Below are 25,488 nucleotides of genomic sequence, written 5' to 3' on the forward strand. Positions count from 1 at the left end.
TCATACCACCGAAAGCGTAAGCTGTTCGACCGGGTTGTACATGAAGCCGCCGGGGTTCCAGTTCACCGCGAGCGGCTGCTGCTCGCCCTTGGCGTTGATGGCTTGCACAAGAAGGCGGCATGGCCCGCGTGCTGTCGGCGTCAGCACAAAGCGCCAGGCGCGAAAGCTGTAGCTGCCATAATCCTCCCCGAGTTCCGCCGGGCGCCAGGTTCGCCCATGGTCGAGCGAGAGAGTGACGGAGCGAAGGCCGCTGCTGCCGCCGAACGCAAACCCTTGGATCAGCGTCGGCCGGCCATAAGGAATTTCTGCGCCCGCCGCGGGGGTGGTGAAGAAGCTGCGCGGCGTCATGGTCGAGATCGGCACCATCGGAACATTGGCCTCGCCCGGCTGCATCGCGCCGTTGGGTCTCGCCGGTACTTTATAGGCGGTTGCCATCCAGAAGCCGGTGCCGGGGTGATCCATCACCACGATCTCGCTCAGCATCTTCACCCAATATGTCGCATACCAGCCCGGCACCACGAGGCGGAGCGGATAGCCGTTGAGCAAAGGCAGCGGTTCGCCGTTCATCGCATAGGCGACCATGACGTCGCCGTCTCTGGCATGGTCCAGTTCCAGTGTTTTTTCGAAATGGAGCGGTGGTGGAAACGGGCTCTCTTTATCCTCGAGGCTGCGAAAAGCGACATGCGTGGCTGATGGCTTGAGCCCCGCCCGCGCCAACAAATCGCGCAGCCGCACCCCGGTCCAGCGGGCATTCCCCATCGCCCCATGTCCCCATTGCGCGCCGGGCACACGTGGCGTCACAAAGCCGCGGCTATTGCCCGAGCACTGATTGACGGCGGCGATTTCGACCGGCTCGAACTCATGCACCAGATCGATGAGCGAAATCTCGAGCAGGCGGCTCACTCCCCCCGAAATCCGCAAGCGGAATTTATCCGGCGAAACCTCGACGCGATTGGGAAAATCGGCGAAATGCCAGCGTACGTAAAACTGATCATTGGGCGTAAAAATGTGACTGGCGAGCGACTCCCAAGGGGTTTCGAGAACCGGCGCCCGGGTGCGCTGTAAAATCATCGCACCTTTCTCGGGAAAAGCGCCTGCGGGGACGATCTCGCGCTGGCCATTGGCGAACGGGAACGTCATCGTCGCGCGATCGTCGGCACGGGCGCGCCCAATGATCATCCCGGCGGTCGCGCCGGCAGCCATGCGGAGCATCTCCCGCCGCCCGGCGCGGATCACGCCCGGAAAGGCAACCCTCTCCATCATCGCCATGTCTCCTTTACCTGAACCACTGCTTTCAGCCGTGATCAGCAGGCGTGCGCTTCCCCTGGCGGCCGCGCGGCGGCGAGATCGATGGCGGTTGCCGGGTGCCGCGGCGTTGCGCTGGCCAGTTCTGTTTGCGTCGCGAGATTGGGGACGAAGCCCTCGGCCCAGACATGCTCTGGCTGAGCTTTGGCCGCCGTTGCCAGTGTGATGGCGAGCATGCCGCCGACGGCGAGAAGAGTGAGACGCATGAGAGAAACCTCCGCTGGGATCAGATCGACGTCGCCAGACCCTCTGGCTGACAGCACGCAAAATGGCGCGGCCATTCCGTTCGATCAAACGAATTAAATTTCTATATTCAATCTGAAATTGAGAACGAACTCTGGAGGCGATTTCCTCGGCGCTCGGAAGAGCCTATGTCGGGAGAGCATGCTCGCTTAATCGAGAAATATGATTATATCAACATAAACAATCTGTTTTTAATATCGAATGTCCGGGCACAAATTGCTCGCCGCGGCGGCCGTGGCGGAAATAGGGCGTTTGCTCACCGAGCGCGCGTCTCAAACAGCGTCTCCAGGAGGGGGCGCGAAAAGAGCGGCGGCTTGTCTCGCCGCTACAGAACCTGAACAACGGGTGTAGAGCGAGATAGTGCTTATTGTTCTGGGGGGACTCGTAAAGCAGCACGGCGTTAGCGCGCTGCTTTACGATTACTTAATCACAGACTTGCCGGCCCTGGCGGCGCGGGCGCGGGTGCCGGCGCTGGCCCGGCGAGCGGTCCAGGAGGCGCGGGCGCTGGCCCAGGCGGTGCCGGGGCGGGCCCAGGTGGCGGAAGCGTTGCCTGCTGGATAGGAATGGGTGGCCCCAGGCGTGGCGTCGTCGAGACGGTTCCGAGCGTCGGGTTCGACGGCGGCAGGCCGAGCAAATGGTCGACCCGGCTGACGACGGTCGGCGTCAGGGTGCGTCCCGTCTCGTCGGCGAGGGTTTCACGCGCGTTGGTGATGGCCTGTTGGCGGAGGGCGATTTGCTGCGGGGTTCGCGTCGGCATGGACAAGGCCGACAGCATGGCGCGGTCATAGGTTGCTATTTTCCCGACCATCGAACGCGGCGAGGCGTGCGCGAGGGCCGTTGGCGAGGCATGCGCGGCGTTGAGCGGTCCGAGCGCCGCGGTCAACTGACCGTGTGTGGCGTAATGGCTGCGGAACGGTCGCGTGGTATGAACCACGGCCACTGGTCGCGGCGAAGATATTTGCGCATGCCGCGTGGAAACAGGCGCGACCACGCCGACGGTACCATGCCCCGGCCCGGGGCCATGGCCGGCGGCGCCCGCCGCTCCTGCAGCCCCTCCGGCCGCGCCGGCACCGGCACCCCCCGCACCACCAGCCCCGCCAGCGCCAGCCCCGGCGCCACCTTTAGCCCAAGCGGGTTGTGCGAGCAGTCCGCCGCCGATGAGAAAGGCGGCCAACACCACGGCGGCAGTCTGACGCTTCCTTGCCGCGTAAAGCACCTTACGGGTCATGGTTTTGCTTCTCCGGGCTGTCCCAGCGATGACGGCGCCGCACGATATGGTAAAATCATGATTAACGACAACCCCCTCCAGGTCGCCGCCGAGCCCGGGAAGGGTGGCCTACGCCACCGGACAAAATAATGTCCGAGCCGCGCCCAAAAGGGATGGCTTCACTATCGGCTTGGCAGCATGAGGAAAAATCGGTGCATATTTTACTCGGGGCAACGCGCCGACGTGTGGCGGAAACGCAACACTACCGACAGCTTTCCGCTGCATTGCACAAATTTAAGGTGAGGCCAGGCCAAGGCACATTACTATCTCGTCCTGCGCGAGGCCATGCCTCGCACTTTCTTGGACGTTTCCTCCCTAAACTTGGCGGCCTTAACGGCCGCCAATTTTTTGCGCACTCGCCGCCGCCGTGCAAGCCCAAATCTATGCGGTTTGCCCTCGGCCAGCGCCTGCAGGTCACGGCGCAGGGTCTCGAGGCGGAGACGGGTGGCGGCGGTATCATCGCGAGGATGGGCCTGGCCAAAAATGAACGGCATGGAAAAGCCTCCAATCACGCGCCCGCGCGAGCGGACACGGCCAGCGGCAGCCGCATGCCCATATCCTGCTGACCCTGCGCGGCGTCGAAGGCGGCTTGTTCGGGCCCAAGCGGCGGGAGCGGAACGCGACCGCGCTCCTGCAGCACTGGCGCGAGGCCTGGGCCGACCTCGCCAATGCCTGTCTCGCCGAGAACGGCCATGATGTCCGCATCGACCATCGCTCGCTGGCCAAACGCGGCCTCGACCTGATGCCGCAGGTCAAGCTCGCGCCGCGGTGCGCCGGGGCGAGGAGCGTTACACCACAAAAGAGATGCTGGAAAAGAGATGCTGGCGCGCCGTGCTCGATGAGTTGATCGCGCGCGGCCTGCGAACCCCGGAATTCCTGCTGATCGACGGCGGCGCGGGCCTCGAACGCGCGCTGGCCAGCCTCTGGCCGGAGATCCCGACCCAGCGCTGCACCGTCCACAAGCATCGCAACCTGCTGGCCCATGCGCCGGACGCCCTGTATGAGGAAATCACCGCCGACTATAACGACATGATCTACGCCGAGAACGCCGCCGCGGTGATGCGCCGGCGCAAGCTGTTCCTCGCCAAATGGCGGCTGAAGTGCCGTGCCGTGGCAGACAGCCTGGAAGAAGCCGGCGATCGCCTGTTCACCTTCACCCGATTGCCGACTAGCCAGTGGAAATCAGCGAGGACCACAAATTCCATTGAACGCCTGCATGAGGCGTTCAAACGCCGGATCAAAACCCAGACCGTGCTGCCTTCAGCCGAAACCGCCGCCATGCTGTTATGGGCGTTGCTCGCTTGCGGCCAGATCACCATGCGGAAAGTCGACGGCTGGCAGAACCTCGGAGAGCCACCCGCCTCATTGCCTCTTGATCTCGTCGCCTGACCTCGTCATGTCCCCCAAACCGGAGACGCCGCAACAGCAATTTCCACATCATCCAAGACACGAACGGTAACAAGAATCGTCATCTGTGCTATCCGTAATTTAGGGCTATCTCGCGCTTCGCCGCCATGATCTGACTGCTGGGAAGCTCAGGCGCTGTCCGTCGCGATCTGGTCCAGCGTGGTCCTGATGTCGTCCGGCAGCTCGAGTGCGACTGCGGCGAGGTTTTCCCGCAGGTGGGCAACGGACGAGGTTCCGGGGATGAGTAGAATATTTGGCGCGCGATGCAGCAGCCAAGCGATGGCCACCTGCATGGGCGTGGCACCAAGCAGACCCGCCATCTCCGTCAAAACCGAGGATTGCAGCGGGCTGAAGCCACCAAGCGGGAAGAACGGCACATACGCGATGCCATCGTCACCGAGGTCGTCGATCAGCTCATCGTCCGCGCGATGCACAAGATTGTAGTGGTTCTGCACGCAGACGATTTCGCAAAGCCTGCGCGCCTCCCGCACCTGCGTTGGAGTGACGTTGCTAAGGCCGATGTGACGGATGAGCCCCTGTTGCTGCAGCTCCGCCAACACCGTAAGCGGCGCTTCGAGGGAGCCCTCCGCAGGTCCGTGCGCACCAAACATGAGGCGGAGGTTGACCACGTCGAGCACCTCGATGCCGAGATTGCGCAAGTTGTCATGCACCGCCTGGATCAGCTCCTCGCGCGAGAAGGCTGGAAGCCAGGCGCCTTTTTCGTCGCGCCGGGCGCCCACCTTTGTGACGAGCGTGAGCCCTGCGGGATAGGGCGCCAGCGCCTCCCGAATGATTTGGTTCGTGACGTGCGGCCCATAGAAATCGCTGGTGTCGATGTGGTCGACGCCGCGCGCGACCGCTTCGCGCAGCACGGCCACGGCTGCGTCGCGATCCTTGGGCGGACCGAACACGCCGGGCCCGGCGAGCTGCATGGCACCGTAGCCGAGCCGTTTCACGGTATGGCTGCCGAGGCGAAAGAGTCCGGCCTTCTCGATGCTAGTGTCGGTGGCGCAGAGTTGCACCTGATTTTCGTAAGGCATCATTCCTAACCTGTACTCCAAGAGGTTAATGCAACGACGAAACGGCGTCTGGCCGCGCCATCATGGATTTAGCTTCGACAAGCGGGTCGCGACCGGCTGGATTTCGCGAGGCCAGATCTTCGTTGTGTCATGACTAAGCCAGAGGAGATGGAGCGGGATGGCTATATGACCTTACGGTCCGCCCAGTGTTCGTCGATGAACGAAGCGGCAATCTCAAGCGCTGTTCCGGCTGTCTTGAGAGACCCGACATCTCGTTGGAAAACATGATACATTCCCTCAAACAGGTCAAGACGGACCGTCGCCCCGTGCGCGGCCGCGCGCTCCGCAAAACGGATGGAATCGTCACGCAACAGTTCATCCGCGCCGACCTGCACATTGATCGGCGGCATGGCTCGCAGAGCCCCGAACAGAGGTGACGCTTTGGGGTCGTGCGGGCTGGCGCCGTCCAGATAGGAATGGGCCAGCCCCTGCAGCAGGGCGGGCTTGAAAACCGGGTCGTAGGTGGCCGGATCCGTAAAGGAGGGGCCGCTGTTTGACAGGTCGGTCCAGGGCGAAAACACCACGATCGAGGCCAGACGTGCATCGGGCGCGGCCTGATCGGCCATCGCGAGCACAAGTCCGCCTCCGGCGGAGTCGCCGACCGCTGCATATTGCTTGAAGCCCCGCGATAGAAACCACGCCCGCGCCCGCATGACGTCGTCAAAGGCCGCGGGGAAACGCCGCTCCGGCGCCAGGGCGTAGTCGACGCTGAAGACCGCCCGCCCGGTGCGCGCCGCAAGCTGACTGGCGAAGCCGAGATAGGATCGGGCATCGCCGAGATGGTATCCGCCTCCGTGGACGAAGAACAGAGCGGAGCCAGGGTCATGGGCCGCCGCCCTGAGCCACCAGCCGCGAACGGCGCCGTCAATGACGGGCTCGGCTGCGACGCCATCGGCCATGGGGGCCTGGGACGCCATGGCGGCATAGAAGGCTCGCCGATCCTCCGGGTGCAGTTGCGCGAGGCTCGCGTTACGCTGGAAGATGCGCAGTACCTGCTCGCCCTCACCAGGCGATAGAGCGTGGCGAATGACGCTCGGACGCGCGACGTCGCCTGGATTGAAATCATGCATCTTTTTCTCTCCTGAGGTGTCCGCTCGGCCGCGATCAGGCGGCGCCGCCATTCACGAAAATCGTCTGTCCGTTGATCCAGTCGCCGTCATGGCCGGCGATCATGGAGACGACGCCGGCGATGTCCTCCGGTGTGCCAAGACGTTCAAGGGGCGAAAGCCCGGCAATCCTGTCGACGATCTCCGGCGACTTGCCGTCGAGGAACAGCTCGGTGGCGGTCGGGCCCGGCGCCACGGCGTTGACGGTGACGCCGCGCCCGCGAAGCTCCCGCGCCAGGATGAGGGTGAGCATCTCGACGCCGGCCTTGGACGCCACATAGGCGCCATAGGAAGGCGAGGCGAGACGCGTCTGTGTGGTCGAGGTGTTGATGATCTTGCCGCCGCGCGGAAGACGGCGCGCGGCTTCCCGCAGCATGTAAAATACGCCCTTAAGATTGACCGCGAGCATGGCGTCGAAGGTGGCGTCGTCCATCTCGGCGATCGGCGCCAGCTTCATGATTCCGGCGTTGTTCACCACCAGGGTGGGCTGGCCGAGCTGCGCTTGCGTCTGGTCGAACAGGCTCGCGACCTCGGCCGACCGGCTGACATCGGCCTTGATGGCGGCGGCTCGGCCGTTCGCGGCCAGGATATGTGCAACGACGGCCTGCGCGGCATCGGCGTTCGCCGCATAGTTCACCGCCACGGAAAACCCGTCCCGGGCCAGGCGTTTTGCGACCTCGGCGCCGATGCCTCGAGAGGCGCCTGTGACGATCGCGACCGGTGCTGGACCATGGGTCATGCGGTGCTCCTTTATGAAACGCTACGTTCCGTAAAATATGGAGCCTGGATTGTCAATTGCAATTACGTCACGTAGCGTTATTGTAATCGCATGACCCAACCTCGCCGCAGGATCGGCAGACCCCGAAGCGCTACCGCCAGCGCCCATGACGCGATCATCGCAGCGGTGCACGAGTTGCTGCAGACAGTGTCGGTCCAGGATCTGACCATCGAGGGCATCGCGAGACGCGCGGGGGTGGGAAAACCCACGCTCTACAAATGGTGGGGAACCAAGGCCGACATCGTGCTCGCCATGGTGAAGGAACGGGTTGAGCCCAGCCTCGACCCGCCGGCCGACCTGTCCCTAGAAGCGTCCGTCCAATTCAAGGCGAGACGTCTTGTCGACGCCTTCAACGGGTTCTTCGGCCGGGTGATGGCCGGATTGATCGCCGAGGCGCAGCACGACCCGGACCTGCAGGTCAGGATCAATCAGGCCTATATCCTGCCGCGCCGCGCCGGGACGATCGCGGACATCCGCAAGGCCCAGTCAGATGGAACCTTTCCCGCCGAGATCGACCCGGAGATCATCGTCGATCAGGTCTTTGGCTGCCTGTATTTTCATCTTCTCACAGGCGTGCATCCCCTGACCCACGCCTATGCCGACCAGCTTGTCGAGACGGTCTTTTCACAGGCTCGCCGCAAGGCCTGAGCGGCGCGGGACGGATGCGTCTGGCTGCGGGTCGAAGGGGATCGCCGTTCCGACCTGCGCGGCCAGGTTTCGCGCATAGTCGGCCGCCGCCTGCGCCGAGATGGCCCCGCGCTCGGGCACAGCCTGCCACTCGGCCCGGACGATCTCGATATCGGTCACGCCCATGAACCCGAAGATGAACCGCAGGTAGGGCGTCGCAAAGTCCATCGCGGACGCCGGACCCTCGGCATAGGCGCCCCCGCTCGCAACGAAGGCGATCACCTTTTTCCCAGGAGGGAGCAGGCCCCGTGGGGCGCCGTCCACATAGGCGAAGGTGCGGCCGACGCGGACGACGTGGTCGAGCCAGGCCTTGAGCGTCGACGGGATGGTAAAATTGTAGAAGGGGGCGCCGATGACGATGATGTCCGCCGCCTCAAGCTCCTCCGTAAGAACATCGGCCAATCCGAGATCGGGTGTGGCGGCGCCTTGCCCGGGCAGCAGCGCGGCGGCCAGGGACGGCGACAGGTGCGGAAGGGGATTTCGGGCGAGATCGCGGTGGAAGATCTCCGCATCCGGATGGCGCTGGACATAGGCTTCAACGAAGGTGGCGACCAGCCTGCGGCTGACCGATGTCTCCAGGTTCGCGCTGTTTTGAAGGACAAGAAGGTTTGGCATGGCTCTCTCCGTTCCCAGGGCGGGCCGGATATGCCACCACAGAAGACAAAAATATTCTGGGAAAAAATCTGCCAACATCATAATCAAAGCTTATGGATCGTCTATCCGCCATCAGCCTCAGCCAGATCGACGCATTCCTCGCCGTCGTTGACACGGGCAGTTTCTCGGCAGCGGCGCGGCGCTTGAACCGCACCCAGCCTGCGGTGACCTATGCGATCGACAAGTTGGAGGACCTCGTCGGCTTTCCGGTGTTCGACCGCAGTCTCTATCGGCCGGTTCTGACCGTCGGCGGAAAGGCGTTGCTGCCGCAGGCCCGACAGGTGGCGCACGACCTGGCGCGCATGAGCGAGCGGGCGCGGATGGTGCGGGCGGATGTGGAGCCCGAGGTGCGTCTGGTGGTCGACGGGCAGTTCCCCATGTCGTTGCTGCTGCCGGTGGTGGGGCGATTTCGCGAAGCCTGGCCCGGCGTGCCTCTGCGGATCATGGTCGAGAACCTGTCCGCGTCGGTGGCGGCGGTGCGGAACGGATCCCACGGGATCGGCCTGCTCGCCTCGCTGATGGTGAACCACCCGGACTTCGAGCGCACGGCGGTGCTGGACATCGATCTGATCCTGGTGGCGGCGCCCGATCATCCGCTGGCGGCCGGCGCCGGCCGGATCGAATGGGACGATCTGCGTCGGTATGTGCAGATTGTGCTCACCGACCGCGCCGAGCCGACCGAGACTCGGGAGTTCGGCGTGATCGCCGCCGAAACCTGGCGCACCAGCGATCTCGGGGCCAAACACGCCATGATCCGCGCGGGGCTGGGCTGGGGCAGTCTTCCGGCGCATCTCGTCGAACCCGACATGGCCGCCGGTCGCCTCGTCGCCCTGAACATGGCCGACACCGGTCTGGCCCGGCGCCGACTGGTCTACGACCTGGTCTGGAAGGCCGGCATCGAACTCGGCCCGGCCACCCGATGGCTGGCAAGCCAGCTGTCATCGCTGACGCCCGTGTGAGCTCCGGCGCAATCCGTCCGTCGCAGACCCGCGGGGCCGGCGCGCGGAGCGGACCCCTTGCGTAGCGCGACGGGTCCTGTCGCGGTCGTGTCTTGGATGATGTGGAAATTGCTGTTGCGGCGTCTTCGGTTTGGGGGACATGACGAGGTCAGGCGATGAGATCAAGAGGCATTGAGGCGGGTGGCTCTCCGAGGCTCTGCCAGCCGTCGACTTTCCGCATGGCGATCTGTTCCGGCCACCCCAAAGATCCTCATGCTCTCCATTGAGCGAGAAAGCTCGCCCGAAAGCGTTATCGGGTGGTCGATGGCACAGCCATCCGAGAGCGCGAGGCACAGCGCGCGCCTGCCGGCGTGGCGATTTGCGCGCCCTCGACATTCGACATCGATAGGAATTTATCCGGTCTGGATAAAAAATCTCGAAGACTAGCGGCCGGTTCTTGCTAGCGTGATGAGGAGAGCCTGATGGCGCTCTGGAATGGCATGAGAATCTGGTAACGGAGAGGATGTTCGAACAGGGCAATGCCGCGATCTCTGTTCAGCACCGGCCAGTTTACGCATCGTGCCGTTCCTCGCGCGGGCGAGCTGGCACGCCGCGCGAAGTCGGGACGGCGATACACCCCCGTTCGGGGCACGAGCGCTGGGCACAAAAATCGGGCGCATGAGGAACGGATGAGATGAGCAACGACACCACCGCACTGATTGTCGGGGGCACCGGGCTTTCCGGCAGCTATGCTGGCCGCCTTCTCAAAGCGCGGGGCTGGAGGGTTGTCACGCTCTCGCGCGGCGGCGCCGATCTCGCGTGGTCGGACCGGCACATCGCCGTCGATCTGGAGGATGCCGATGCCGCCCGTGTGGCGCTGGCGGCGGCCAGCGATGTCAGCCATGTCTTTTACTGCACCTGGTCACGCCAAGCGAATGAAGCGGAGAACGTTCGCGTCAACGCCGCGATGATCCGCAACCTGTTCGACGGCATCGCCGCCGCCCCGCTCCGCCACGCGGCACTGGTAACCGGGCTCAAGCATTACCTCGGCTCGTTCGACGACTATGCGAAAACCAAGCCCTATACACCGTTCTTGGAAAGCAGCCCGCGCCTTCCCGGCGAAAATTTCTATTACGCGCAGGAAGACGTTCTGTTCGAGATGGCGGCAAAGCGCGGCTTCACTTGGTCTGTGCATCGGCCGCACACCATGATCGGCTTGGTCATCGGCAATGCCATGAACATGGCGGTGACGCTCGCGGTTTATGCGACGATTTGCAAACATACTGGCCGGCCCTTCGTCTTTCCCGGCTCGCCCGAGCAGTATCATGCGGTGACCGACGTCACCGACGCTCGCCTGCTCGCCGATCAGCTCCACTGGGCGGCGACCACGCCGGCGGCGGCAAACTTGCCATTCAATACCGTCAACGGCGATCTTTTCCGCTGGACCTGGCTCTGGCGCCAGATTGCCGATTATTTTGGCCTCGCGGTCGGCGACTATCCCGGGCATGCGTCGCCGCTCGCAATCCAGATGGCAGAGGCACCGGCGATCTGGGCCGACATCGTTGCCAAGCACCGGTTGCAGGACATTCCGGTCACCCGCCTCGCCTCCTGGTGGCACAGCGACGCCGATCTCGGCCGCACCCTCGAATGCTTCACCGACATGACCAACAGCCGCGTGCGCGGCTTCACTGCTTATCAGCAAACGCCGCGCAGCTTCTTTGACGTTTTTGACGAGTTGCGAGCACGGCGAATCATTCCCGCCTGACGACGCGAAAGGATATTACGTATGCATTACGTCATCCATTGCCTCGACCATGAAGGCGCAGTGGACAAGCGGCTGGCCCATTATGAGGCGCATAAGGCCTATCTCGCCGCCGCCAGGATCAAGACCGTGATCTCCGGTCCGCTGCTCGCCGATGACGAGCGGACGATGATTGGCAGCTGCTTCATCGTCGAAGCCGAGAGCCTTGCCGAGGTCGAGGCGTTCAACCGCGAAGACCCGTTCTACGCGATCGGCCTGTGGCGGACGATTTCGATCCGCCCCTTCGCCAAGCGCGTCGACAACCGATGAGCGCATCGCCAGTCCGCGTCGCCCTGATCGGCTTCGGCTGGTGGGGTCAGAAGATGCTGAGCGTGCTCGCCTCCGCCGGCGAAATTCGTGTCATCCGTGTGGTCGAGCCCGCTCTTGAGGCGGCGCGTGCGCGCCTCGCCGACAGCGCTTTCGCCGGCTTGGGGATCGCGCTTTCCGCCGACTATGCCGAGGCGCTGGCGGACCCGGCGGTCGAGGCGGTGGTGCTGGCGACGCCGCACGCGCTCCACGAGGCGCAGATCGCCGCGGCGGTCGCGGCGGGCAAACATGTGTTCTGCGAGAAGCCGCTGGCGCTGACCCGAGCCGGCGCCGAGCGCGCGGTGTCGCTCTGCCAAAACGCCGGCCTCGTGCTCGGCATGGGGCATGAGCGGCGCTGGGAGCCACCGATCGCCGACCTTCTCGCCCGGGCCGATGCCGGTGCGCTGGGCCGGCTGCATCAGATCGAGGCAAATTTCAGCCACGACAAGTTCCTCACCCTCGACCGCGACAATTGGCGGCTCAACGCCGATCAGGCGCCGGCCGGCGGGATGACGGCGACCGGCATCCATCTCCTCGATCTCGCCGTCCGGCTGCTCGGGCCGGCCGAAAACGTGCTCTGCCATTGCGAGCAATTGTCTTCCGATCTGCCGCAGGGCGACACCGTCGCCGCCTACGTGAAGTTCAAAGGCGGCGGCACCGCTTACGTCTCAGCCTCGCTCGCCAACCCGTTCATGTCGCGCTTTACCGTGTATGGCGCTCGCGGTTGGGTCGATATCCGAGACAAAGCGCATGTCGAGGCACCGGCGGGCTGGGTCGTCACCTCGGCGGTCGCCGGGGGCGAGATCACCACCGCCGAGGTGGCACCGGCCGAGCCGGTCAAAGACAATCTCGTCGCCTTTGCCCGCGCGGTCCGCAAAACGGCGCCCTATCCGATCACCGCTGCCCATCTCGTCAACAGCATCGCCCTTTTGGAAGCGATCTTCGCCTCGGCACGGAGCGGCAGGATCGAACGCGTCACCTGAAAAATCGCCAGAATTTTGGGAGGACACCATGAAAACACTGATTTTCGACGAGCCGAACCGGCCGGTCGTGACCGAGGTGCAGATGCCGCGCATGACCGCAAACGAGGTGCTGATCCGCTCGCGCCGGGTCGGTATCTGCCATTCGGATTATGAGCTGCTCGCCGGGCGCTACATCATCCCGATCGCATACCCAGTAACGCCTGGCCATGAATGGGTGGGCGAGGTGGTTGAAGTCGGCGCCAACGTCACCGGTCTGCAACCCGGTGACCGGGTGGTCGGCGAGTGCGTCATCCAGACACCCGAGCGCATCCATCATTTCGGCTTCTCGATGGATGGCGCCGACCGCGAATTCTTTGCCGCCCGGCCGGAATGGTTGCACAAGTTGCCGGACGCAGTGGACGACGCCAAAGGCGCGCTGATCGAGCCTTTCACCTGCGGCTATTACGCGGTGCTGCGCCATGGTGGGGTGAATGCCGCGGATACCGTCGTGGTCTCGGGCGGCGGCACGATCGGGCTGGTGACGGCGGCGGCAGCAATCGGCATGGGCGCGCGGGTGATCGTCGTCGATCCGGTGGCGCTGCGCCGCGACATCGCGCTGCGGCTCGGCGCCGCTTCGGTGGTCAATCCCGCGGAGGGTGATCCCGTCGAGGCGGTGCAGACGCTGACCAAAGGCGGCGCCGATCTGGTGGTGGAGTGCGCCGGCCATGCCGCCTCGCTCGCCAATGTCTTCGATTATGCCCGGCCGGAGGGGAAGGTCTCGATGGTCGGCATCAATATCGGCCAGAAGATCCCGGTCGAACTCGGCAAGATCCAGATCAAGAACCTCACGGTGAAGGGCTGCATCGGTTCGCCCGGGGTGTGGCCGGCGGCGATCCGGTTTCTCGAACGCACCGGGCTCGATCTGACGCCGATCCAGACCCATAGCTTCCCCCTCGCCGAGGCCCTGACGGCGCTCGAACTCGGCCAAAACCCCGAGCGGGCGGTGAAGATCACCCTCGAGATCGCGTGATCATGGCGCCCGGGGAGAGGTATTTGGGATGGCAGGAGCTTTGCCAATGACCAGCGCCGGGCAAACGCGCCGCGCGAGCGGGCACCGTCTGGCGCTCGCTCGCGGTTTTCTGACCATGCTTGCCTCGACGCTGGCACTGCTCGCGCTCTCGCGCATTTTCGCGCCGTCCGCCATCAGCGCGGGGGCGCTCGCCGGCAGCCTGCCGTTTGCCGCGATTCTCGCGATCGTCGGCCTCGCGCAAATGCTCGTCGTCCAGCAGGGCGGCTTCGATCTTTCGCTCGCCGGTGGTGTCTCGCTCGCGGTGGTGATCGCAACCCACGTCCCCGCCGGCGACAGCGCGGAGCTGCCGCGCGCCGTGCTGCTCGCGTTTCTCGCCGCGGGCGCGGCCGGGATGCTGAACGGGGTGCTGGTCGGCGTCGCCCGGCTCAACGCGATTGTTGCGACGATCGGCACGAACGCGCTGATTTATGGCGGCGTGTTCGCGGTCTCGGGCGGGGTGCCGCGCACCACGACGCCGCTTCTCGCGACGATCGCCGGTGGCGAGACGCTCGCGGTCGGCAATGCGCTGTGGTTCGCGCTCGCGATTCTGATCCTGGTCGCCCTCGTCCTCAAGAAGACGGTGATCGGCCGCCGGTTCGAGGCGATCGGTGCCAACCCGCTCGCCGCCCGTGCGATCGGCCTCGGCGTCCGGCGTTATCAGGTCGCCGCCTATGTCTGCGCGCAACTGCTCTACGCCGTCGCTGGTCTGCTGATCGCCGGCGTCACCAAGGAGCCGACGGCGTTTCAGGGCGACCCGCTGCTGCTGCCTTCGGTCGCGGTGGTGGTGCTTGGCGGCACGTCGCTTCTCGGCGGCCGCGGCTTTCCGGTCTCAACCGTGATCGCGGCATTCTTTCTCAATCAGTTGAGCCAGTTCGCGCTCGCCATCGGCGTGCCCTATTCGGCACAGACCATCATTCAGGCGTTCGCGCTTGGCTTGGGCATCGCGGCCTATTCGCTGCGGCTGCCCACGAGCCTCAAGAAACTCGTCATACCGTCAAACAGGGAGGAACGGAGATGAACCCATCGTTTCGTTACAGAACAATCGCGCTGAGCGCCGCGCTCACCGTCGCGCTCGGGCTCGCGTGCGCCGGCCCCGCCCGCGCCGAGGAGCCCTCATGGTGCGGCCCGAAAAAGGCGACCCTCGCCCTGCTCGATGGCTTCGGCGGCAATAGCTGGCGGCTGGTCACCACCGCCTCGGGCAAGGAGGAAGCGTCTCTCTGTCCGAGCATCACGCAATATGTCTACGCCGACGGCCAGGGCAACACCCAGAAGGCGATTTCCGACATCAAGAGCATGGCCGCGCGTGGCATCGATGCGCTGGTGGTGTTCGGCGATGCCGGTCCGGCGGTACTGCCGGCGCTGACCGCGGCCTATAAAGCGGGCAAGGTGGTGGTGCCCTATCGCGTCGATGTCGGCGGCAAGGCCGGCCAGAATTACACGCTGTTCATCGGCTCGTCCTTCAAGGATGATGGCGTGAGCTGGGGCAAATGGATCAAGAGCATCCTGCCCGATGGCGGCAATCTTCTGTTCTTGAGCGGCCCGGCCGGCAACAGCCAGGGGCTTGACGAACTCGCCGGCCTGAAATCGGTGCTCGACGACAAATATAAATTCCTCAATCCGGCGCCCTTCGACGTGACCAACTGGGATCCGTCGCTGACCCAGCAGGTTCTGACCGCCGAAATCGCCAAGCACGATAAGATCGACGTCATCGTCTCCGATTTCGGTCCCTCGCTGGTCGGCGCGCTGCCGGTGTTCAAGAAATTCAATCGCTCGATCCCGGCGCTCGCGACCTCGGATGGCAATTCGCTCGGCTGCTTCTGGGTCGAGAACCACAAGGACAATCCGGATTTCAAGCTCTTCACGGTCGCGACCGGCAATGACAATGTCCGCCTCGCGGTGGACTGGGCGGTGGCCGAGGTGACCGGCGGCAAGCCGCCGGCCGAGAAGATCTTCAAGGCGCCGGTGTTCGAGGATTCAGTCTCCGGCCAGCCCCATCCGGTGCAGTGCCGGAGCGATCTGCCAGGGGCGATCTATCTCTCGGCGAAGCTCGCTGGCGACGCTCAGGCCAAGGCAGTGAACAGGTAACACGCAACGGTGTCGCGACCCGTGGGGTATCGCGACACCGCTTCTTGCGGCATGGGATGATCTTGCAATGTGGGACGCGGCGGTGGCAGTCGGGCATCGGGACAGGGACGCAGATGACGGTGATGGGCGCGACGGCACGGTGCTGCTCCGCCTTACCGGCATCGCGAAATCCTATTCCGGCGTCCCGGCATTGTCGGATGTCGACATCACGTTCCATGCCGGCGAGGTGCATGCCATTCTCGGCGAGAACGGCGCCGGCAAATCGACCCTGATGAACATCATCGCCGGCGCCTTGCCGCCGGACCGCGGCGCGATCGAATTTAGCGGCCGCCCTGTCCCGGCGATGACCCCCGAGACCGCGGCGGCGCTCGGGATCGCCATTTCCTATCAGCACCCGGCGGTGCTCGACGACCTCTCGGTACTCGAAAACCTCCGCGTTGCCCTGCCCGCCCGGTTGTTCGCTGACCGCCCGGCACGCGCTGCGGCGCGGGATATCCTCGCGAGCATGGGCCTCGACATGCCGCTTGATGCGCGCGGCGAGACGCTGACCGTCGCGCAGAAGCAACTTCTGGAGATTGCCAAAGCGCTCGCGCTCCAGCCCAAAGTGCTGATCCTCGACGAGCCGACCGCCTCCCTCGATCAGGAGGCAACCGACATCCTCTTTCGCCGCATCCGCGAGGTTTCGCGGGCGGGCACGCTCGTGATCTACATCACCCATCGCATGGCCGAGCTGCGCCAGATCGCGCGCCGCGTGACGGTGCTGCGCGACGGCCGCGTGCAAGGCGGCGCCCTCGTCGATGAGATCAGCGATCATGACCTGCTCGGCATGATCGTCGGCCGGGCGCTCGGCGCGGCCTTCCCGCCCAAGGCGCCACCCGGCGCGGGCGCGACGGTGCTGGCGGTGCGTGGATTGAGCGGCCGCCGCTTCCATGATGTCAGCTTCGAGGTCGCGCGCGGCGAAATCCTCGGCATCGCCGGGGTCGCCGGCAACGGCCAATCAGAGCTGATGCGGGCGCTTGCCGGCCGGCATCCGGCGGGTGGGACGATGATCCTCGAGGGGCGGACGCTGCGGCCACGCGATTTTTTGCGCCGTGCCGCCTTCATGCCGTCTGATCGCCATGCCGAGGGGTTGGCGGCGGGGCTCTCGGTGCGCGAAAATGCATCGCTTGCGGCGCTCGCCAAATTCGCAACCGGCGGCCTCGTCAGCCGCCGGCGCGAGCGCGGCGCGGTCGAGGCGGTGTTTGACGCGCTGGCGGTGAAGACCCCTTCGCTCGAAGCGCCGGTACTCGCGCTCTCGGGGGGCAACCAGCAGAAGGTGGTGCTGGCCCGCGCCCTGCTCGCGGCACCGGCGCTGATCGTCGCCGACGAACCGACCCAGGGCGTCGATGTCGGTGCGCGCGCCGAGATCTATCGCATTTTGCGCGAGGCTGCGGCTCAGGGCACGCCGGTGATCGTCAATTCCTCCGACGCTGCCGAGCTCGAGGGGCTTTGCGACACCGTCGTCGTGCTCTCGCGCGGCCAGGTGGTAGCGACCTTGACCGGCGCCGAGGTGACCGAGGCGCGCATCGTCGCCGCCGCGGTCGGCGCCGAGACGCGGGCAACGCTCAGCGCTCAGCGCCCAACGCCGGCAAGCCGCTTGCGCCATATCGTGCAGACCGACAACGCGCCGGCGGTGCCGCTCGCGTTGGTGATCGCCGGATTGGCGCTCTACGGCTATAGTCAGAATCCCCATTATCTCTCGGCGTTCAACCTCGCCAACATCCTGGCGCTGGCGACCGCGCTCGGCTTCATCGCCCTCGGGCAGACGATCCCGCTGCTGCTCGCCGGGATCGATCTTTCGGTGGGGCCGCTGGCCGGGCTGCTCGTCGTCATCGCGTCGTTCTTCGTCGTCGACGGCGCCGGCGCCGGCACGATGGCGATCGGGTTCGGGCTGATGGCAGCGGCGGCGCTCGGCGTTGGCGCAATCAACGGCCTTCTCATCCGCTTCGCCAATTTCACGCCGATCGCCGCGACGCTCGCGATGTATATCGGCCTGCAGGGTGCGAGTTTCCTGCTCCGCGACGGACCCGGCGGCTATATCGCGGGTGACGTGGTCGCAACCATCAATGCCCAGATCGGGCCGATGCCGATCGCCTTTGTGGTGATGGTGGCGGTGGCCATGCTGGCCGAGATCGCGCTGCGGCGAACCCGCGCCGGCTGGCAGCTCCGCGCCTGCGGCAGTGACGAGGACGTGGCGCGGCGGATCGGGGTGCCGATCGACCGCATCTTCGTCTTCGGCTATCTCGGCGCCGCCCTGCTGACGGCGATCGGCGCGGTCATGCTGATGGCACAGATCGGTGTCGGCGACCCGCGCCAGGGGGTGAACTACACGCTTTCGAGCATCACCGCGGTGGTGCTCGGCGGCACCAGCCTGCAAGGCGGGCGCGGCACCGTTCTCGGGACCGTGCTCGGGGCCGTGTTGCTGACCGAGGTCTTGAACATCGTCGCCTTCCTCGGCCTTACGCAGACTTATCAATACGTCTTCCAGGGAGGGCTGATTTTGGTCGCGGCCCTGGTCTATGCCGCTGTCCGCGGTCGCGGCGACGAGGCTTGATCGCGCGGCCGCGGGCGGACGCCGGCGGGGCGGGCGCGAATGACCCGATAGGCGGCGGCTTGGGCATCGGCCAAAGCGCGTTTCGGCGGCTTGCCCTCGAACACCGCGGCAAACACCTCGCAGCCGAGGATGCGCTCGATCTCGACATATTCCGGCACCGGCGGGCGCGACCAGGTGTTGAGTTCATGGTGTCGCGCCATCCGATCGACGAGGCTCACGATCGGCGAGGAGGCCAACGCCTCGGGGTCGGCGCACACCGAAAACCTTGGCGCTACCGGAAACCCGTTTTTGACATGCGCCTTCATGGCTTCCGGCGAGGCCATCCAGGCGATGGCGTTGAGGATCTCCTGCCGGCGCTCGTTGGGCACATAGGCCGGGATGGTGAGCAGGAAGCCGCCGACCGGCGCCGTTACCTGCCCTCCTTTAAAGACCGGCGGAGTGAGATAGGCGACCCGCCGCTTGACCTTGGAACTCGGCTCATGCTCGAGCCGCGCCGCGCGCATCGTCCATACATAGCTCATCGCCGCGTGGCCGGCCATGAAACAGGCGAGGTTGCGCTCGGCATCAAAGGTTGCGACCCCGGGCGGCGATACTTCGGCAAGCGCCCGCATATACTCGATCGCCGCCAGCCCCTCGGCGCTGTCGATGCGGAGCCGAAGATTGGCCGTGTCGAACCCGTCCAGCCAGTTCTCGCTCTTACGTGGGATCTCGATCAACGTACCTCCTGACGAGGCCATGAAGAACATGAAGGCGTGGGCGATGGTCATGCCGCGCGCGCCGTTCCAGGCGATGCCGTATTGCTCGCGCTCGGGCCGGTGCAGGGCGCGGGCGGCGGCGATGGTCTCGTCGAAGGTACGCGGATAGGCGAGGTCGGCAGCCTCGAACAGGTCGCGCCGCGCGGTCAGGATCTCCACCGTGCAGTAGATCGGAATGCCATATTGCCGCCCTTTCCAGCGCCCGGTACCCCACACCGAGGGGTGGAAATCGAGCGGGTTGATCGGCGCCTGCGCCAACTCCTCATCGAGCGGCGCGAGCAGCCCGGCATCGGCGAAACCACCAAGCCAGGGCATGTTCAGCGCGACCACCGCATAGGCGGTGGCGGGATCGCGAAGCGCGATCGTCGCCTGTCCGTAGAGCTCCGGCAGCGAGCGCAAGTCGAAGCTGCTTTTGCGGCCGATATCGTTGCGGAAATCCGACCACATGTTGCGCATGGAGACGAAATAATTGTCGTCATGAAGAAGAAAGCGCAGATTGCGCAGCACCGCCGAGCTGATATCGCCGCCCTGCAGCGGGGCAATGATGTGGGCGGCGAAATAAGATCCACCGAAATAATACTCGTCGGTCTCCGTCCCCGAGCGCAGGCCGAAGGTCTTGGCGAGATGCGCCTTGATCTCGGTTGCGTAGTCGATGAAATCGGCGATCAGCCTTTCGCTCGGGGCGAGAAACGTCGTTTTGTGGTGTGGCCCGCGCGGCACGCGGACGATCAGCCCCTCTTCCAGCATCCGCGCAACCAGCCGGTTCCCGGTGCCCCAACTCGCCCGCGCGAGCTGGATCAGGGTCGAGAGATCGACGGGACGTTGTTGGAGGTAGCGGTCGATCAGCTCCAACACCACGTTCCAATAGATATCGGGCCGGGCGCCCGGCATGCCGGCATCGAAGGGTTGGCGGATCTTGCGCAGGAAGTCGATCACGCGCGAGAGTTCATGATCCGAAAGTTTTCGCGGGGGTGCCGTCATGCCCGTCCTGCGGCGTGGTGAGACCTCATCCTTGCGGGATCTGGCCGCTCAGGGGTTGGTGTCGAGGCCGTAGATTACCCGCATCCAGGGGACGAGCGCAAAGAAGTCCTGCTCGCCAAAACCGACGTTTGCCGCCGCCATATAGTGCTGCAGGATCAGGTTGGCGGCCAGCATCGGCACCCGCTGCGCCCGCCCGGTGTCGCTGATCAGGGTGAAATCCTTGATCATTTGCGCGACCGAAAAAGCGGGGCTGAAATCGTGTTCGGCGATCATCGCTTGCTTGTAGCGCAGCAACGGCGAGCCGACAGCGCTGTCGACGATCACCGCCATCATCGCGGCGTCGTCGAGGCCGCCGGCCGCGCCCAGCGCCAACGCCTCGGCGAGGATCGACGCGGTCGCCCCGACCAGGGTGTTGAGCACGAGTTTCATGTAGCGCGCCTCCTCGCCCGCCCCGAGATGGAATTTACGCGACGCCAGCAGGTCGAGGAATGGCGCCGCCCGCACCCATGCCGCCTCGTCCCCGGAGGCGAGCGCGGTCAGCGTGCCGGCCCGTGCCAGCGCCGTGCTGCCCGAAATCGGACAGCGCAGATAGAAGACGCCACGGCCCGCCAGCGCCGCCGCCACTTGCGCCGAGGCGGCCGGCGAGACGGTGCTCATCTCGACGAGCACAGCGCCGGCGGCGATCTGGCCGAGGAAACCCTCAGGCTCACCGCGGCCCAAGATCACCTCCAACAGCACCGCGTCATTGGGAATGGTCGAGAAAATCAGCCCGCAGCGCGCCGCCAGCGCCCCCGGCGTCGCCGCGACATGCGCCCCGCGCGCGACCAAGCTCGCCCGGTTCTCGGCGACCGGATCACAGACGGTCAGCCGATGTCCAGCCTCGATCAACCGTGTGGCCATCGGGTTACCCATCTTGCCGACACCGATCCAGCCAATACCGTCCGGAACTTTCCCCGGCGTGTGCTCTGGGTTGTGCTCTCGATCGGTCTTTGGATCATTGCCGTGGGGGCTGCGCCCCTGCTCGCTCCGCGCGTTTGCCGTCACGATATTCCCCCTTTGCGTGCCGTATTAGCGACCAGCATACCCGCACCGCCACGCTCGGCATTCGGAGGAATCATCCAGATCGGATGAAATTCGCGCAGGCGCCGCCGCCGCGCGCTGCTAGGCTCGTCCTCGCTACCGCGGCCCGAGCGGCGGCTGGCTGGCGCCACCCCCTAACGCTGCTCGCCGAGCCGACTCAAGCCGAGGCAACCAAACCGCAGCGGTCAAACCTGGGAGGATTTAAATGAGAGCTGTCCGTTTTCACGCCGCTCGTGACATCCGGGTCGAGGATGTCGCGCCGCCGGTTGAGACTCTTGCCCCTGACGAAGTTTTGATCGAACCGTTCTGCGCCGGCATCTGCGGCACCGACCTGCATGAATACATCGCCGGCCCGATCGTCACCCCGACCACCCCGCATGTCTTCACCGGCGCCACCAATCCGCAGATCCTCGGCCATGAATTCTCCGCCCGCGTCGTCAAGGTGGGAGACGCGGTTGGCCATGTGAAACCTGGCGACCGCATCTCGGTGCAGCCCCTTCTCTCGCCACGCGATGATTATTACGGCAAGCGCGGGCTTTATCACCTATCGCCGCGGATGGGCTGCGTCGGTCTGAGCTGGGCTTGGGGCGGGATGGCGGAGCGGGCGGTGATCAAGGATTACAACGCCCAGCCGATTCCGGACGCGCTCAGCGACGAGCAAGGGGCGATGATCGAGCCAGCGGCGGTCGCGCTCTATGGCGTCGACCGCGGCGGCGTGCGGGCGGGATCGACGGTCCTGGTCTCGGGCGCTGGGCCGATCGGCGCGCTCACCGTGCTGGCAGCGCGGGCGGCGGGGGCGGCGCTGATCATCGTCGCCGAGCCGAACCCCAACCGGCGCCGGATCCTCGCCGAGATCGCCCCTTACGCGGTGGTGATCGATCCGAAAGCCGACGATCTGATGGCGGTGGTCGGCGATCTCACGGAGGAGGGTGTGGGCGTCGATGTGACGCTGGAATGTGTCGGCCTCGAAGCCTCGCTCAACGCCTGTGCGACGGCGGTGCGGCGGCAGGGCAAGGTGGTGCAGGTCGGTCTGCACATCAAACGCGCCAGCATCGATGCGATGCAGTGGGCGCTGAAGGACATCACCGTGGAGGCGACCTGGTGTTATCCGGTACAGGTCTGGCCACGTATCGCCCGCCTGATTGCAGCCGGCGCTTTCCCGGTGGAAAAAGTCATCACCGCGCGGATCGACGCCGCTGACGTCGTCGCCAAGGGCTTCGAGGCGTTGCTCGACCCGGCTGGCAACCATTTGAAGATTGTCGTTCGCACGTGAGGGCAACCGGCGTCGGGCCAGGATGAGACAAAGAACCAGCATCAGGAGGAAACCATGCCCCGCTATTTCACCGAGGCGAATTCAGAAGAGACCGTCAATGCCCGCATGGGCGCGGAGATCGATCCGCGTCTGCGGCAGATCATGGCGGCGCTGGTCCGCCATCTGCACGCTTTCGCCAAGGAGGTGGCGCTGACCGAAGCGGAATGGGCGTTCGGCATCGATTTCCTCACCAAGGCCGGCCAGATGTGCAGCGACGAGCGGCAGGAATTCATCCTTCTCTCGGATGTCCTCGGGCTCTCGATGCTGGTCGATGCGATCAATCACCGCCGTCCGCCGGGAGCGACCGAGAATACCGTCCTCGGCCCGTTTCATGTCGCCGGCGCGCCGGAGCGGGCGATGGGCGACACCATCTCGCTCGATGGCAAGGGGGAGACCTGTCTTTATACCGGCCGCGTCCTCACCCTCGGCGGCGCGCCGATCGCGGGAGCGCGGATCGACGTGTGGTCGGACAACGCGGAGGGGTTCTATTCCGTCCAGCAGCCCGGCCTGCAGGACAAATGGAATAATCGCGGGGTTTTCATCACCGGCCCGGACGGGCATTACGAATTCATCGGTATCAAGCCGGTGAGCTACCCGATCCCCGATGATGGGCCGGTTGGGAAAATGCTCACTGCCCTCGGGCGCCATCCGAGGCGGCCGGCGCATATGCATTTCATGATCACCGCACCGGGTTATCAGCGCCTGGTCACCCACACGTTCGTTGGTGATGATCCCTGGCTCTCCACGGACGCCGTGTTCGGCGTCAAGGCATCCCTGATCGCGCCGTTCGAGCCAGCGACAGACGGGCGCACACGCTGGCGCTCGCCCTTCGACTTCGTCCTCATCCCGAGCGGCTGATTGGGATATGATACCTATTTAGGTGCTTGGTTAGCAACTCCCTTAAGTTCCAGACGACAATATATCTCGATATCTCGTCCGGGCCTTTCATCTCGGGACGGCTCGCCGAGAGACGGGGCATCCGGGCCGGTGGTGTCGCGCCAAGTCGCCATCACGGTCGCGACCTCCTTGATGATGGGACGGGCCTGCGCCAGCGTGAGACCGAAGAAGCCCGACGCGGATTCCAGCAGGTCGAGCGAGCAGGTGCCTTCATCGAGATCGAGATTCGTCGTCAGCACCCGCGCCTTGACATCGGCCGGAACGGGATTGAGGTCGTAAGCTGGGGACAGCGACCATTCCGCATTTCCCACCCGCGGAAGCCGAGGCAAGATATTATGCTATGCAGGAAGCCATGCTGATGACAGCATAACTTAAACCAAAAGGCCTCCGGGAAAACTGGGGCGGTTCACTTGCTCTAGAGCATGATTTCTTAAATGAGAGTCGTTTTTGTGGCTGGATGCAGATTCCGACGGAAGCCGGCCGGGGATTCCGATTTGATGTCGGCCAGCGTTCCGATTTGAAGCCGGCCACCATTCCGATTTAATTCCGGCCACCTGGCGGGGATTTTTCAGCGTTTTCGGCTGGGTCAGCAACTCGGGCAACTGTCCTCTCGTTACCATCAACGAGGAGGGCTGGATGCCGGCGAAGAGAGAGCTGACGATGCGGCAGATACGACAAACCTTACGGCTGGCCAGTGACGGCATCAGCGCCAGGGCGATGGGGCGGATGCTGGGCGTGGCGCGGAGCACGATCCAGGACAATCTGAAGCGGGCGCAGGCAGCGGGGCTGGCGTGGCCGTTGCCGGCCGACCTCAGTGATGCGGTTTTGGAGGAGCGGCTGTTTGCCCGCAGCGGCGCGCCGCGGGGGGTGCGCCGGCGCGCCGAGCCGGTCTGGAGCGAGCTGGTCTGCGAGCTCAAGCGCCCGGGCGTGAACCTGATGGTGCTGTGGGAGGAATATCGCGCCGGGCATCCGGAAGGGTACAGCTACAGCCGGTTCTGCGATTTGTTCAGGGAGTTCGAGGCACGGCTGTCACCGGTCATGCGCCAGGAGCACCGGGCGGGCGACAAGGTGTTCGTCGATTATTCCGGCAAAAAGTTGGGCATCACCGATCCCGCAACTGGCATCGTGCGCATGGCGGAGATTTTTGTCGCGGTGCTGGGCGCGTCGAACTACACCTACGCGGAGGCGAGCTGGACCCAGACGCTGCCGGATTGGATCGGCGCGCATAGCCGCATGTTCCGGTTTTTTGGCGGCGTGCCGCGGCTGATCGTGCCGGATAATCTGAAGTCCGGCGTCAACAAGGCGTCGTTCTACGATCCAGAGATCAACCTGAGCTATGGCCGGATGGCCTCGCATTACGGTGTTGGTGTTTTGCCGGCCCGGCCGCGGCGCCCGAAGGACAAGGCGAAGGTGGAAGCCGGTGTCCGCTTTGCCCAGAGCTACATTCTGGGCCGGTTGCGCCAGCAGACTTTCTTCTCTCTGGCTGAAGCCAACCAGGCGATTGCCGGCATGGTGGAGCGGATCAACGCGCATGTCATGCGCAGGCTCGGCGTCAGCCGGCGGCATTTGTTCGAGACGATCGAACGCCAGGCTTTGGCGGCATTGCCAGAGACCGACCATGAGTTTGCGGAGTGGGGTTTTGCCCGCGTCTCGCTGGATTATCATGTCGAGGTCTGCGGCTTTTTCTACTCGGTGCCGCATCAGCTGATCCGCCAGCAAGTCGATACCCGCGCCACCGAGCGGATGGTTGAGATCTTCCACCAAGGCAAGCGGGTCGCGGTGCATCAGCGCCGCTATGGCGGTCCAAGGCACGGCACTGCCCCTGAGCATATGCCGAGCGCGCACCGGCGCTACGCCGCATGGACGCCGGAGCGGTTCCGCTCATGGGGCGCATCGATCGGCCCGCAGACCGAGGGGCTGATCATCGCCATCCTCGCCAACCGGCCGCATCCGGAACAGGGGTTTCGGACATGCCTTGGCATCCTGCGGCTGTTCAAGGAGTTGGACCGTCCGCGCGCCGAGGCGGTGGCGGCCCGAGCGGTCGCCTTTGGCGCGTTCAACTACAAGAGCATTGCCTCGATCATCGCCAGCAAGCTCGACCAGACGGCCAGCCCGCCAGATGAGGCGCAGGCGGTGCTGACCCACAGCAATCTGCGCGGCGCCGAATATTTTCACTGATTTCC

The 25,488-nt window shown here is 64.9% G+C and carries 24 protein-coding genes and 1 pseudogene; 14 read left to right on the top strand and 11 right to left on the bottom strand.

All coding sequences use genetic code 11. From position 1 onward, the window contains the following. The 4 genes from DEF76_RS15820 to DEF76_RS20410 all read right to left on the bottom strand — a co-directional run bounded on the left by DEF76_RS15820 (window position 1) and on the right by DEF76_RS20410 (window position 3,527). Entirely contained in the window at window positions 1-1,263 is a 1,263-nt protein-coding gene (locus DEF76_RS15820) for a molybdopterin-dependent oxidoreductase (RefSeq protein ID WP_205216018.1), read from the bottom strand. 41 nt (window positions 1,264-1,304) lie between these two features. Next, window positions 1,305-1,511, bottom strand: coding sequence for a hypothetical protein (locus tag DEF76_RS15825; protein WP_162800676.1), 207 nt, complete (start codon window positions 1,509-1,511; stop codon window positions 1,305-1,307). 464 nt (window positions 1,512-1,975) lie between these two features. Continuing rightward, window positions 1,976-2,776: a hypothetical protein gene (locus DEF76_RS15830; protein ID WP_162800405.1), complete on the bottom strand. Its 801-nt coding sequence runs from the start codon at window positions 2,774-2,776 to the stop codon at window positions 1,976-1,978. Window positions 2,777-3,323: 547 nt separating this feature from the next. Beyond that, window positions 3,324-3,527, bottom strand: a complete 204-nt coding sequence (locus DEF76_RS20410) for a hypothetical protein (protein ID WP_240319317.1) — start codon at window positions 3,525-3,527, stop codon at window positions 3,324-3,326. Here DEF76_RS20410 and DEF76_RS15840 point away from each other — a divergent pair. Both DEF76_RS15840 and DEF76_RS15845 read left to right on the top strand, forming a co-directional pair. After that, the gene (locus DEF76_RS15840; protein WP_240319290.1) at window positions 3,447-3,662 is read left to right on the top strand and encodes a MobA/MobL family protein; all 216 of its coding nucleotides are present in this window, start codon (window positions 3,447-3,449) and stop codon (window positions 3,660-3,662) included. The genes DEF76_RS20410 and DEF76_RS15840 overlap by 81 nt on opposite strands. Next, window positions 3,638-4,204 (top strand): annotated as a pseudogene (locus tag DEF76_RS15845) (transposase); the annotation flags it as partial. The gene DEF76_RS15840 and the pseudogene DEF76_RS15845, both read left to right, overlap by 25 nt. 146 nt (window positions 4,205-4,350) lie before the next feature. On the opposite strand, the gene DEF76_RS15850 reads toward DEF76_RS15845, so the two are convergent. From DEF76_RS15850 to DEF76_RS15860, 3 genes are all read right to left on the bottom strand, one after another. After that, entirely contained in the window at window positions 4,351-5,265 is a 915-nt protein-coding gene (locus DEF76_RS15850; protein WP_240319031.1) for an aldo/keto reductase family oxidoreductase, read from the bottom strand. Window positions 5,266-5,423: 158 nt separating this feature from the next. Beyond that, the gene (locus tag DEF76_RS15855) at window positions 5,424-6,371 is read right to left on the bottom strand and encodes an alpha/beta hydrolase (protein WP_162800698.1); all 948 of its coding nucleotides are present in this window, start codon (window positions 6,369-6,371) and stop codon (window positions 5,424-5,426) included. Window positions 6,372-6,405: 34 nt separating this feature from the next. Continuing rightward, window positions 6,406-7,146: an SDR family oxidoreductase gene (locus DEF76_RS15860; protein WP_114913124.1), complete on the bottom strand. Its 741-nt coding sequence runs from the start codon at window positions 7,144-7,146 to the stop codon at window positions 6,406-6,408. A gap of 90 nt (window positions 7,147-7,236) precedes the next feature. Between DEF76_RS15860 and DEF76_RS15865 the strand changes: the two genes are divergently transcribed. Next, window positions 7,237-7,833: a TetR/AcrR family transcriptional regulator gene (locus DEF76_RS15865; RefSeq protein WP_114913125.1), complete on the top strand. Its 597-nt coding sequence runs from the start codon at window positions 7,237-7,239 to the stop codon at window positions 7,831-7,833. Here the strand turns inward: DEF76_RS15865 and DEF76_RS15870 are convergent. Next, on the bottom strand, window positions 7,810-8,487 hold the full coding sequence (locus DEF76_RS15870) for an FMN-dependent NADH-azoreductase (protein ID WP_162800699.1): 678 nt from the start codon (window positions 8,485-8,487) through the stop codon (window positions 7,810-7,812). The genes DEF76_RS15865 and DEF76_RS15870 overlap by 24 nt on opposite strands. A 92-nt stretch (window positions 8,488-8,579) precedes the next feature. Here DEF76_RS15870 and DEF76_RS15875 point away from each other — a divergent pair, with 92 nt between their 5' ends. The 8 genes from DEF76_RS15875 to DEF76_RS15910 all read left to right on the top strand — a co-directional run bounded on the left by DEF76_RS15875 (window position 8,580) and on the right by DEF76_RS15910 (window position 18,280). After that, window positions 8,580-9,485: a LysR family transcriptional regulator gene (locus tag DEF76_RS15875; protein WP_114913127.1), complete on the top strand. Its 906-nt coding sequence runs from the start codon at window positions 8,580-8,582 to the stop codon at window positions 9,483-9,485. Window positions 9,486-10,158: 673 nt separating this feature from the next. Continuing rightward, window positions 10,159-11,229 (top strand): SDR family oxidoreductase, encoded by a 1,071-nt coding sequence (locus tag DEF76_RS15880; RefSeq protein WP_114913128.1) that lies wholly within the window; start codon window positions 10,159-10,161, stop codon window positions 11,227-11,229. A 21-nt stretch (window positions 11,230-11,250) separates the two neighbouring features. Next, complete coding sequence (locus tag DEF76_RS15885) at window positions 11,251-11,535, top strand: YciI family protein (protein ID WP_114913129.1); 285 nt, start codon at window positions 11,251-11,253, stop codon at window positions 11,533-11,535. Continuing rightward, window positions 11,532-12,554, top strand: a complete 1,023-nt coding sequence (locus tag DEF76_RS15890) for a Gfo/Idh/MocA family protein (protein WP_114913130.1) — start codon at window positions 11,532-11,534, stop codon at window positions 12,552-12,554. The genes DEF76_RS15885 and DEF76_RS15890 overlap by 4 nt, the downstream gene beginning before the upstream one ends. Window positions 12,555-12,582: 28 nt before the next feature. Then, window positions 12,583-13,563, top strand: coding sequence for a zinc-dependent alcohol dehydrogenase (locus tag DEF76_RS15895; RefSeq protein ID WP_114913131.1), 981 nt, complete (start codon window positions 12,583-12,585; stop codon window positions 13,561-13,563). Window positions 13,564-13,609: 46 nt separating this feature from the next. Further along, a complete protein-coding gene (locus tag DEF76_RS15900; RefSeq protein ID WP_240319032.1) occupies window positions 13,610-14,620 on the top strand; it encodes an ABC transporter permease in 1,011 nt (336 codons plus the stop codon). Beyond that, a complete protein-coding gene (locus tag DEF76_RS15905) occupies window positions 14,617-15,687 on the top strand; it encodes a substrate-binding domain-containing protein (protein ID WP_114913132.1) in 1,071 nt (356 codons plus the stop codon). Before DEF76_RS15900 ends, DEF76_RS15905 begins: the two co-directional genes overlap by 4 nt. Before the next feature lie 67 nt (window positions 15,688-15,754). Beyond that, on the top strand, window positions 15,755-18,280 hold the full coding sequence (locus DEF76_RS15910; RefSeq protein WP_114913133.1) for an ATP-binding cassette domain-containing protein: 2,526 nt from the start codon (window positions 15,755-15,757) through the stop codon (window positions 18,278-18,280). Here DEF76_RS15910 and DEF76_RS15915 read toward each other — a convergent pair. Both DEF76_RS15915 and DEF76_RS15920 read right to left on the bottom strand, forming a co-directional pair. After that, window positions 18,244-20,016, bottom strand: a complete 1,773-nt coding sequence (locus tag DEF76_RS15915) for an extracellular solute-binding protein (protein WP_114913134.1) — start codon at window positions 20,014-20,016, stop codon at window positions 18,244-18,246. The two genes, DEF76_RS15910 and DEF76_RS15915, sit on opposite strands and share 37 nt — an antisense overlap. A 48-nt stretch (window positions 20,017-20,064) precedes the next feature. Next, window positions 20,065-21,060: an NAD(P)-dependent oxidoreductase gene (locus DEF76_RS15920; protein WP_162800700.1), complete on the bottom strand. Its 996-nt coding sequence runs from the start codon at window positions 21,058-21,060 to the stop codon at window positions 20,065-20,067. A gap of 241 nt (window positions 21,061-21,301) precedes the next feature. Between DEF76_RS15920 and DEF76_RS15925 the strand changes: the two genes are divergently transcribed. Both DEF76_RS15925 and DEF76_RS15930 read left to right on the top strand, forming a co-directional pair. Then, a complete protein-coding gene (locus DEF76_RS15925; protein WP_114913136.1) occupies window positions 21,302-22,369 on the top strand; it encodes a zinc-binding dehydrogenase in 1,068 nt (355 codons plus the stop codon). 54 nt (window positions 22,370-22,423) lie between these two features. Continuing rightward, entirely contained in the window at window positions 22,424-23,266 is an 843-nt protein-coding gene (locus DEF76_RS15930; protein ID WP_114913137.1) for an intradiol ring-cleavage dioxygenase, read from the top strand. A gap of 14 nt (window positions 23,267-23,280) precedes the next feature. Here DEF76_RS15930 and DEF76_RS19750 read toward each other — a convergent pair whose 3' ends face one another. Next, complete coding sequence (locus tag DEF76_RS19750; RefSeq protein ID WP_205216039.1) at window positions 23,281-23,616, bottom strand: hypothetical protein; 336 nt, start codon at window positions 23,614-23,616, stop codon at window positions 23,281-23,283. 349 nt (window positions 23,617-23,965) lie between these two features. Here DEF76_RS19750 and istA point away from each other — a divergent pair, with 349 nt between their 5' ends. Beyond that, window positions 23,966-25,483 carry an IS21 family transposase gene (gene istA, locus DEF76_RS15940; protein WP_408842839.1) on the top strand — a complete coding sequence of 506 codons (1,518 nt, stop codon included), beginning with the start codon at window positions 23,966-23,968 and terminating at the stop codon, window positions 25,481-25,483. Window positions 25,484-25,488: the final 5 nt, after the last annotated feature.

This window comes from Acidibrevibacterium fodinaquatile (assembly GCF_003352165.1).
Taxonomy (GTDB): domain Bacteria; phylum Pseudomonadota; class Alphaproteobacteria; order Acetobacterales; family Acetobacteraceae; genus Acidibrevibacterium; species Acidibrevibacterium fodinaquatile.

Excerpts from the sequence above, each read along its gene's own strand:
- DEF76_RS15910 (WP_114913133.1), top strand. The coding sequence starts at position 15,755 with ATGTGGGACGCGGCGGTGGCAGTCGGGCATCGGGACAGGGACGCAGAT.
- DEF76_RS20410 (WP_240319317.1), bottom strand. The coding sequence starts at position 3,527 with ATGGTCGATGCGGACATCATGGCCGTTCTCGGCGAGACAGGCATTGGC.
- DEF76_RS15825 (WP_162800676.1), bottom strand. The coding sequence starts at position 1,511 with ATGCGTCTCACTCTTCTCGCCGTCGGCGGCATGCTCGCCATCACACTG.
- DEF76_RS15930 (WP_114913137.1), top strand. The coding sequence starts at position 22,424 with ATGCCCCGCTATTTCACCGAGGCGAATTCAGAAGAGACCGTCAATGCC.
- DEF76_RS15880 (WP_114913128.1), top strand. The coding sequence starts at position 10,159 with ATGAGCAACGACACCACCGCACTGATTGTCGGGGGCACCGGGCTTTCC.
- DEF76_RS15890 (WP_114913130.1), top strand. The coding sequence starts at position 11,532 with ATGAGCGCATCGCCAGTCCGCGTCGCCCTGATCGGCTTCGGCTGGTGG.
- istA (WP_408842839.1), top strand. The coding sequence starts at position 23,966 with ATGCGGCAGATACGACAAACCTTACGGCTGGCCAGTGACGGCATCAGC.
- DEF76_RS15905 (WP_114913132.1), top strand. The coding sequence starts at position 14,617 with ATGAACCCATCGTTTCGTTACAGAACAATCGCGCTGAGCGCCGCGCTC.
- DEF76_RS15885 (WP_114913129.1), top strand. The coding sequence starts at position 11,251 with ATGCATTACGTCATCCATTGCCTCGACCATGAAGGCGCAGTGGACAAG.
- DEF76_RS15895 (WP_114913131.1), top strand. The coding sequence starts at position 12,583 with ATGAAAACACTGATTTTCGACGAGCCGAACCGGCCGGTCGTGACCGAG.
- DEF76_RS15855 (WP_162800698.1), bottom strand. The coding sequence starts at position 6,371 with ATGCATGATTTCAATCCAGGCGACGTCGCGCGTCCGAGCGTCATTCGC.
- DEF76_RS15850 (WP_240319031.1), bottom strand. The coding sequence starts at position 5,265 with ATGATGCCTTACGAAAATCAGGTGCAACTCTGCGCCACCGACACTAGC.
- DEF76_RS15875 (WP_114913127.1), top strand. The coding sequence starts at position 8,580 with ATGGATCGTCTATCCGCCATCAGCCTCAGCCAGATCGACGCATTCCTC.
- DEF76_RS15865 (WP_114913125.1), top strand. The coding sequence starts at position 7,237 with ATGACCCAACCTCGCCGCAGGATCGGCAGACCCCGAAGCGCTACCGCC.
- DEF76_RS15830 (WP_162800405.1), bottom strand. The coding sequence starts at position 2,776 with ATGACCCGTAAGGTGCTTTACGCGGCAAGGAAGCGTCAGACTGCCGCC.
- DEF76_RS15925 (WP_114913136.1), top strand. The coding sequence starts at position 21,302 with ATGAGAGCTGTCCGTTTTCACGCCGCTCGTGACATCCGGGTCGAGGAT.
- DEF76_RS15900 (WP_240319032.1), top strand. The coding sequence starts at position 13,610 with ATGACCAGCGCCGGGCAAACGCGCCGCGCGAGCGGGCACCGTCTGGCG.
- DEF76_RS15870 (WP_162800699.1), bottom strand. The coding sequence starts at position 8,487 with ATGCCAAACCTTCTTGTCCTTCAAAACAGCGCGAACCTGGAGACATCG.
- DEF76_RS15915 (WP_114913134.1), bottom strand. The coding sequence starts at position 20,016 with ATGACGGCACCCCCGCGAAAACTTTCGGATCATGAACTCTCGCGCGTG.
- DEF76_RS15860 (WP_114913124.1), bottom strand. The coding sequence starts at position 7,146 with ATGACCCATGGTCCAGCACCGGTCGCGATCGTCACAGGCGCCTCTCGA.
- DEF76_RS15820 (WP_205216018.1), bottom strand. The coding sequence starts at position 1,263 with ATGATGGAGAGGGTTGCCTTTCCGGGCGTGATCCGCGCCGGGCGGCGG.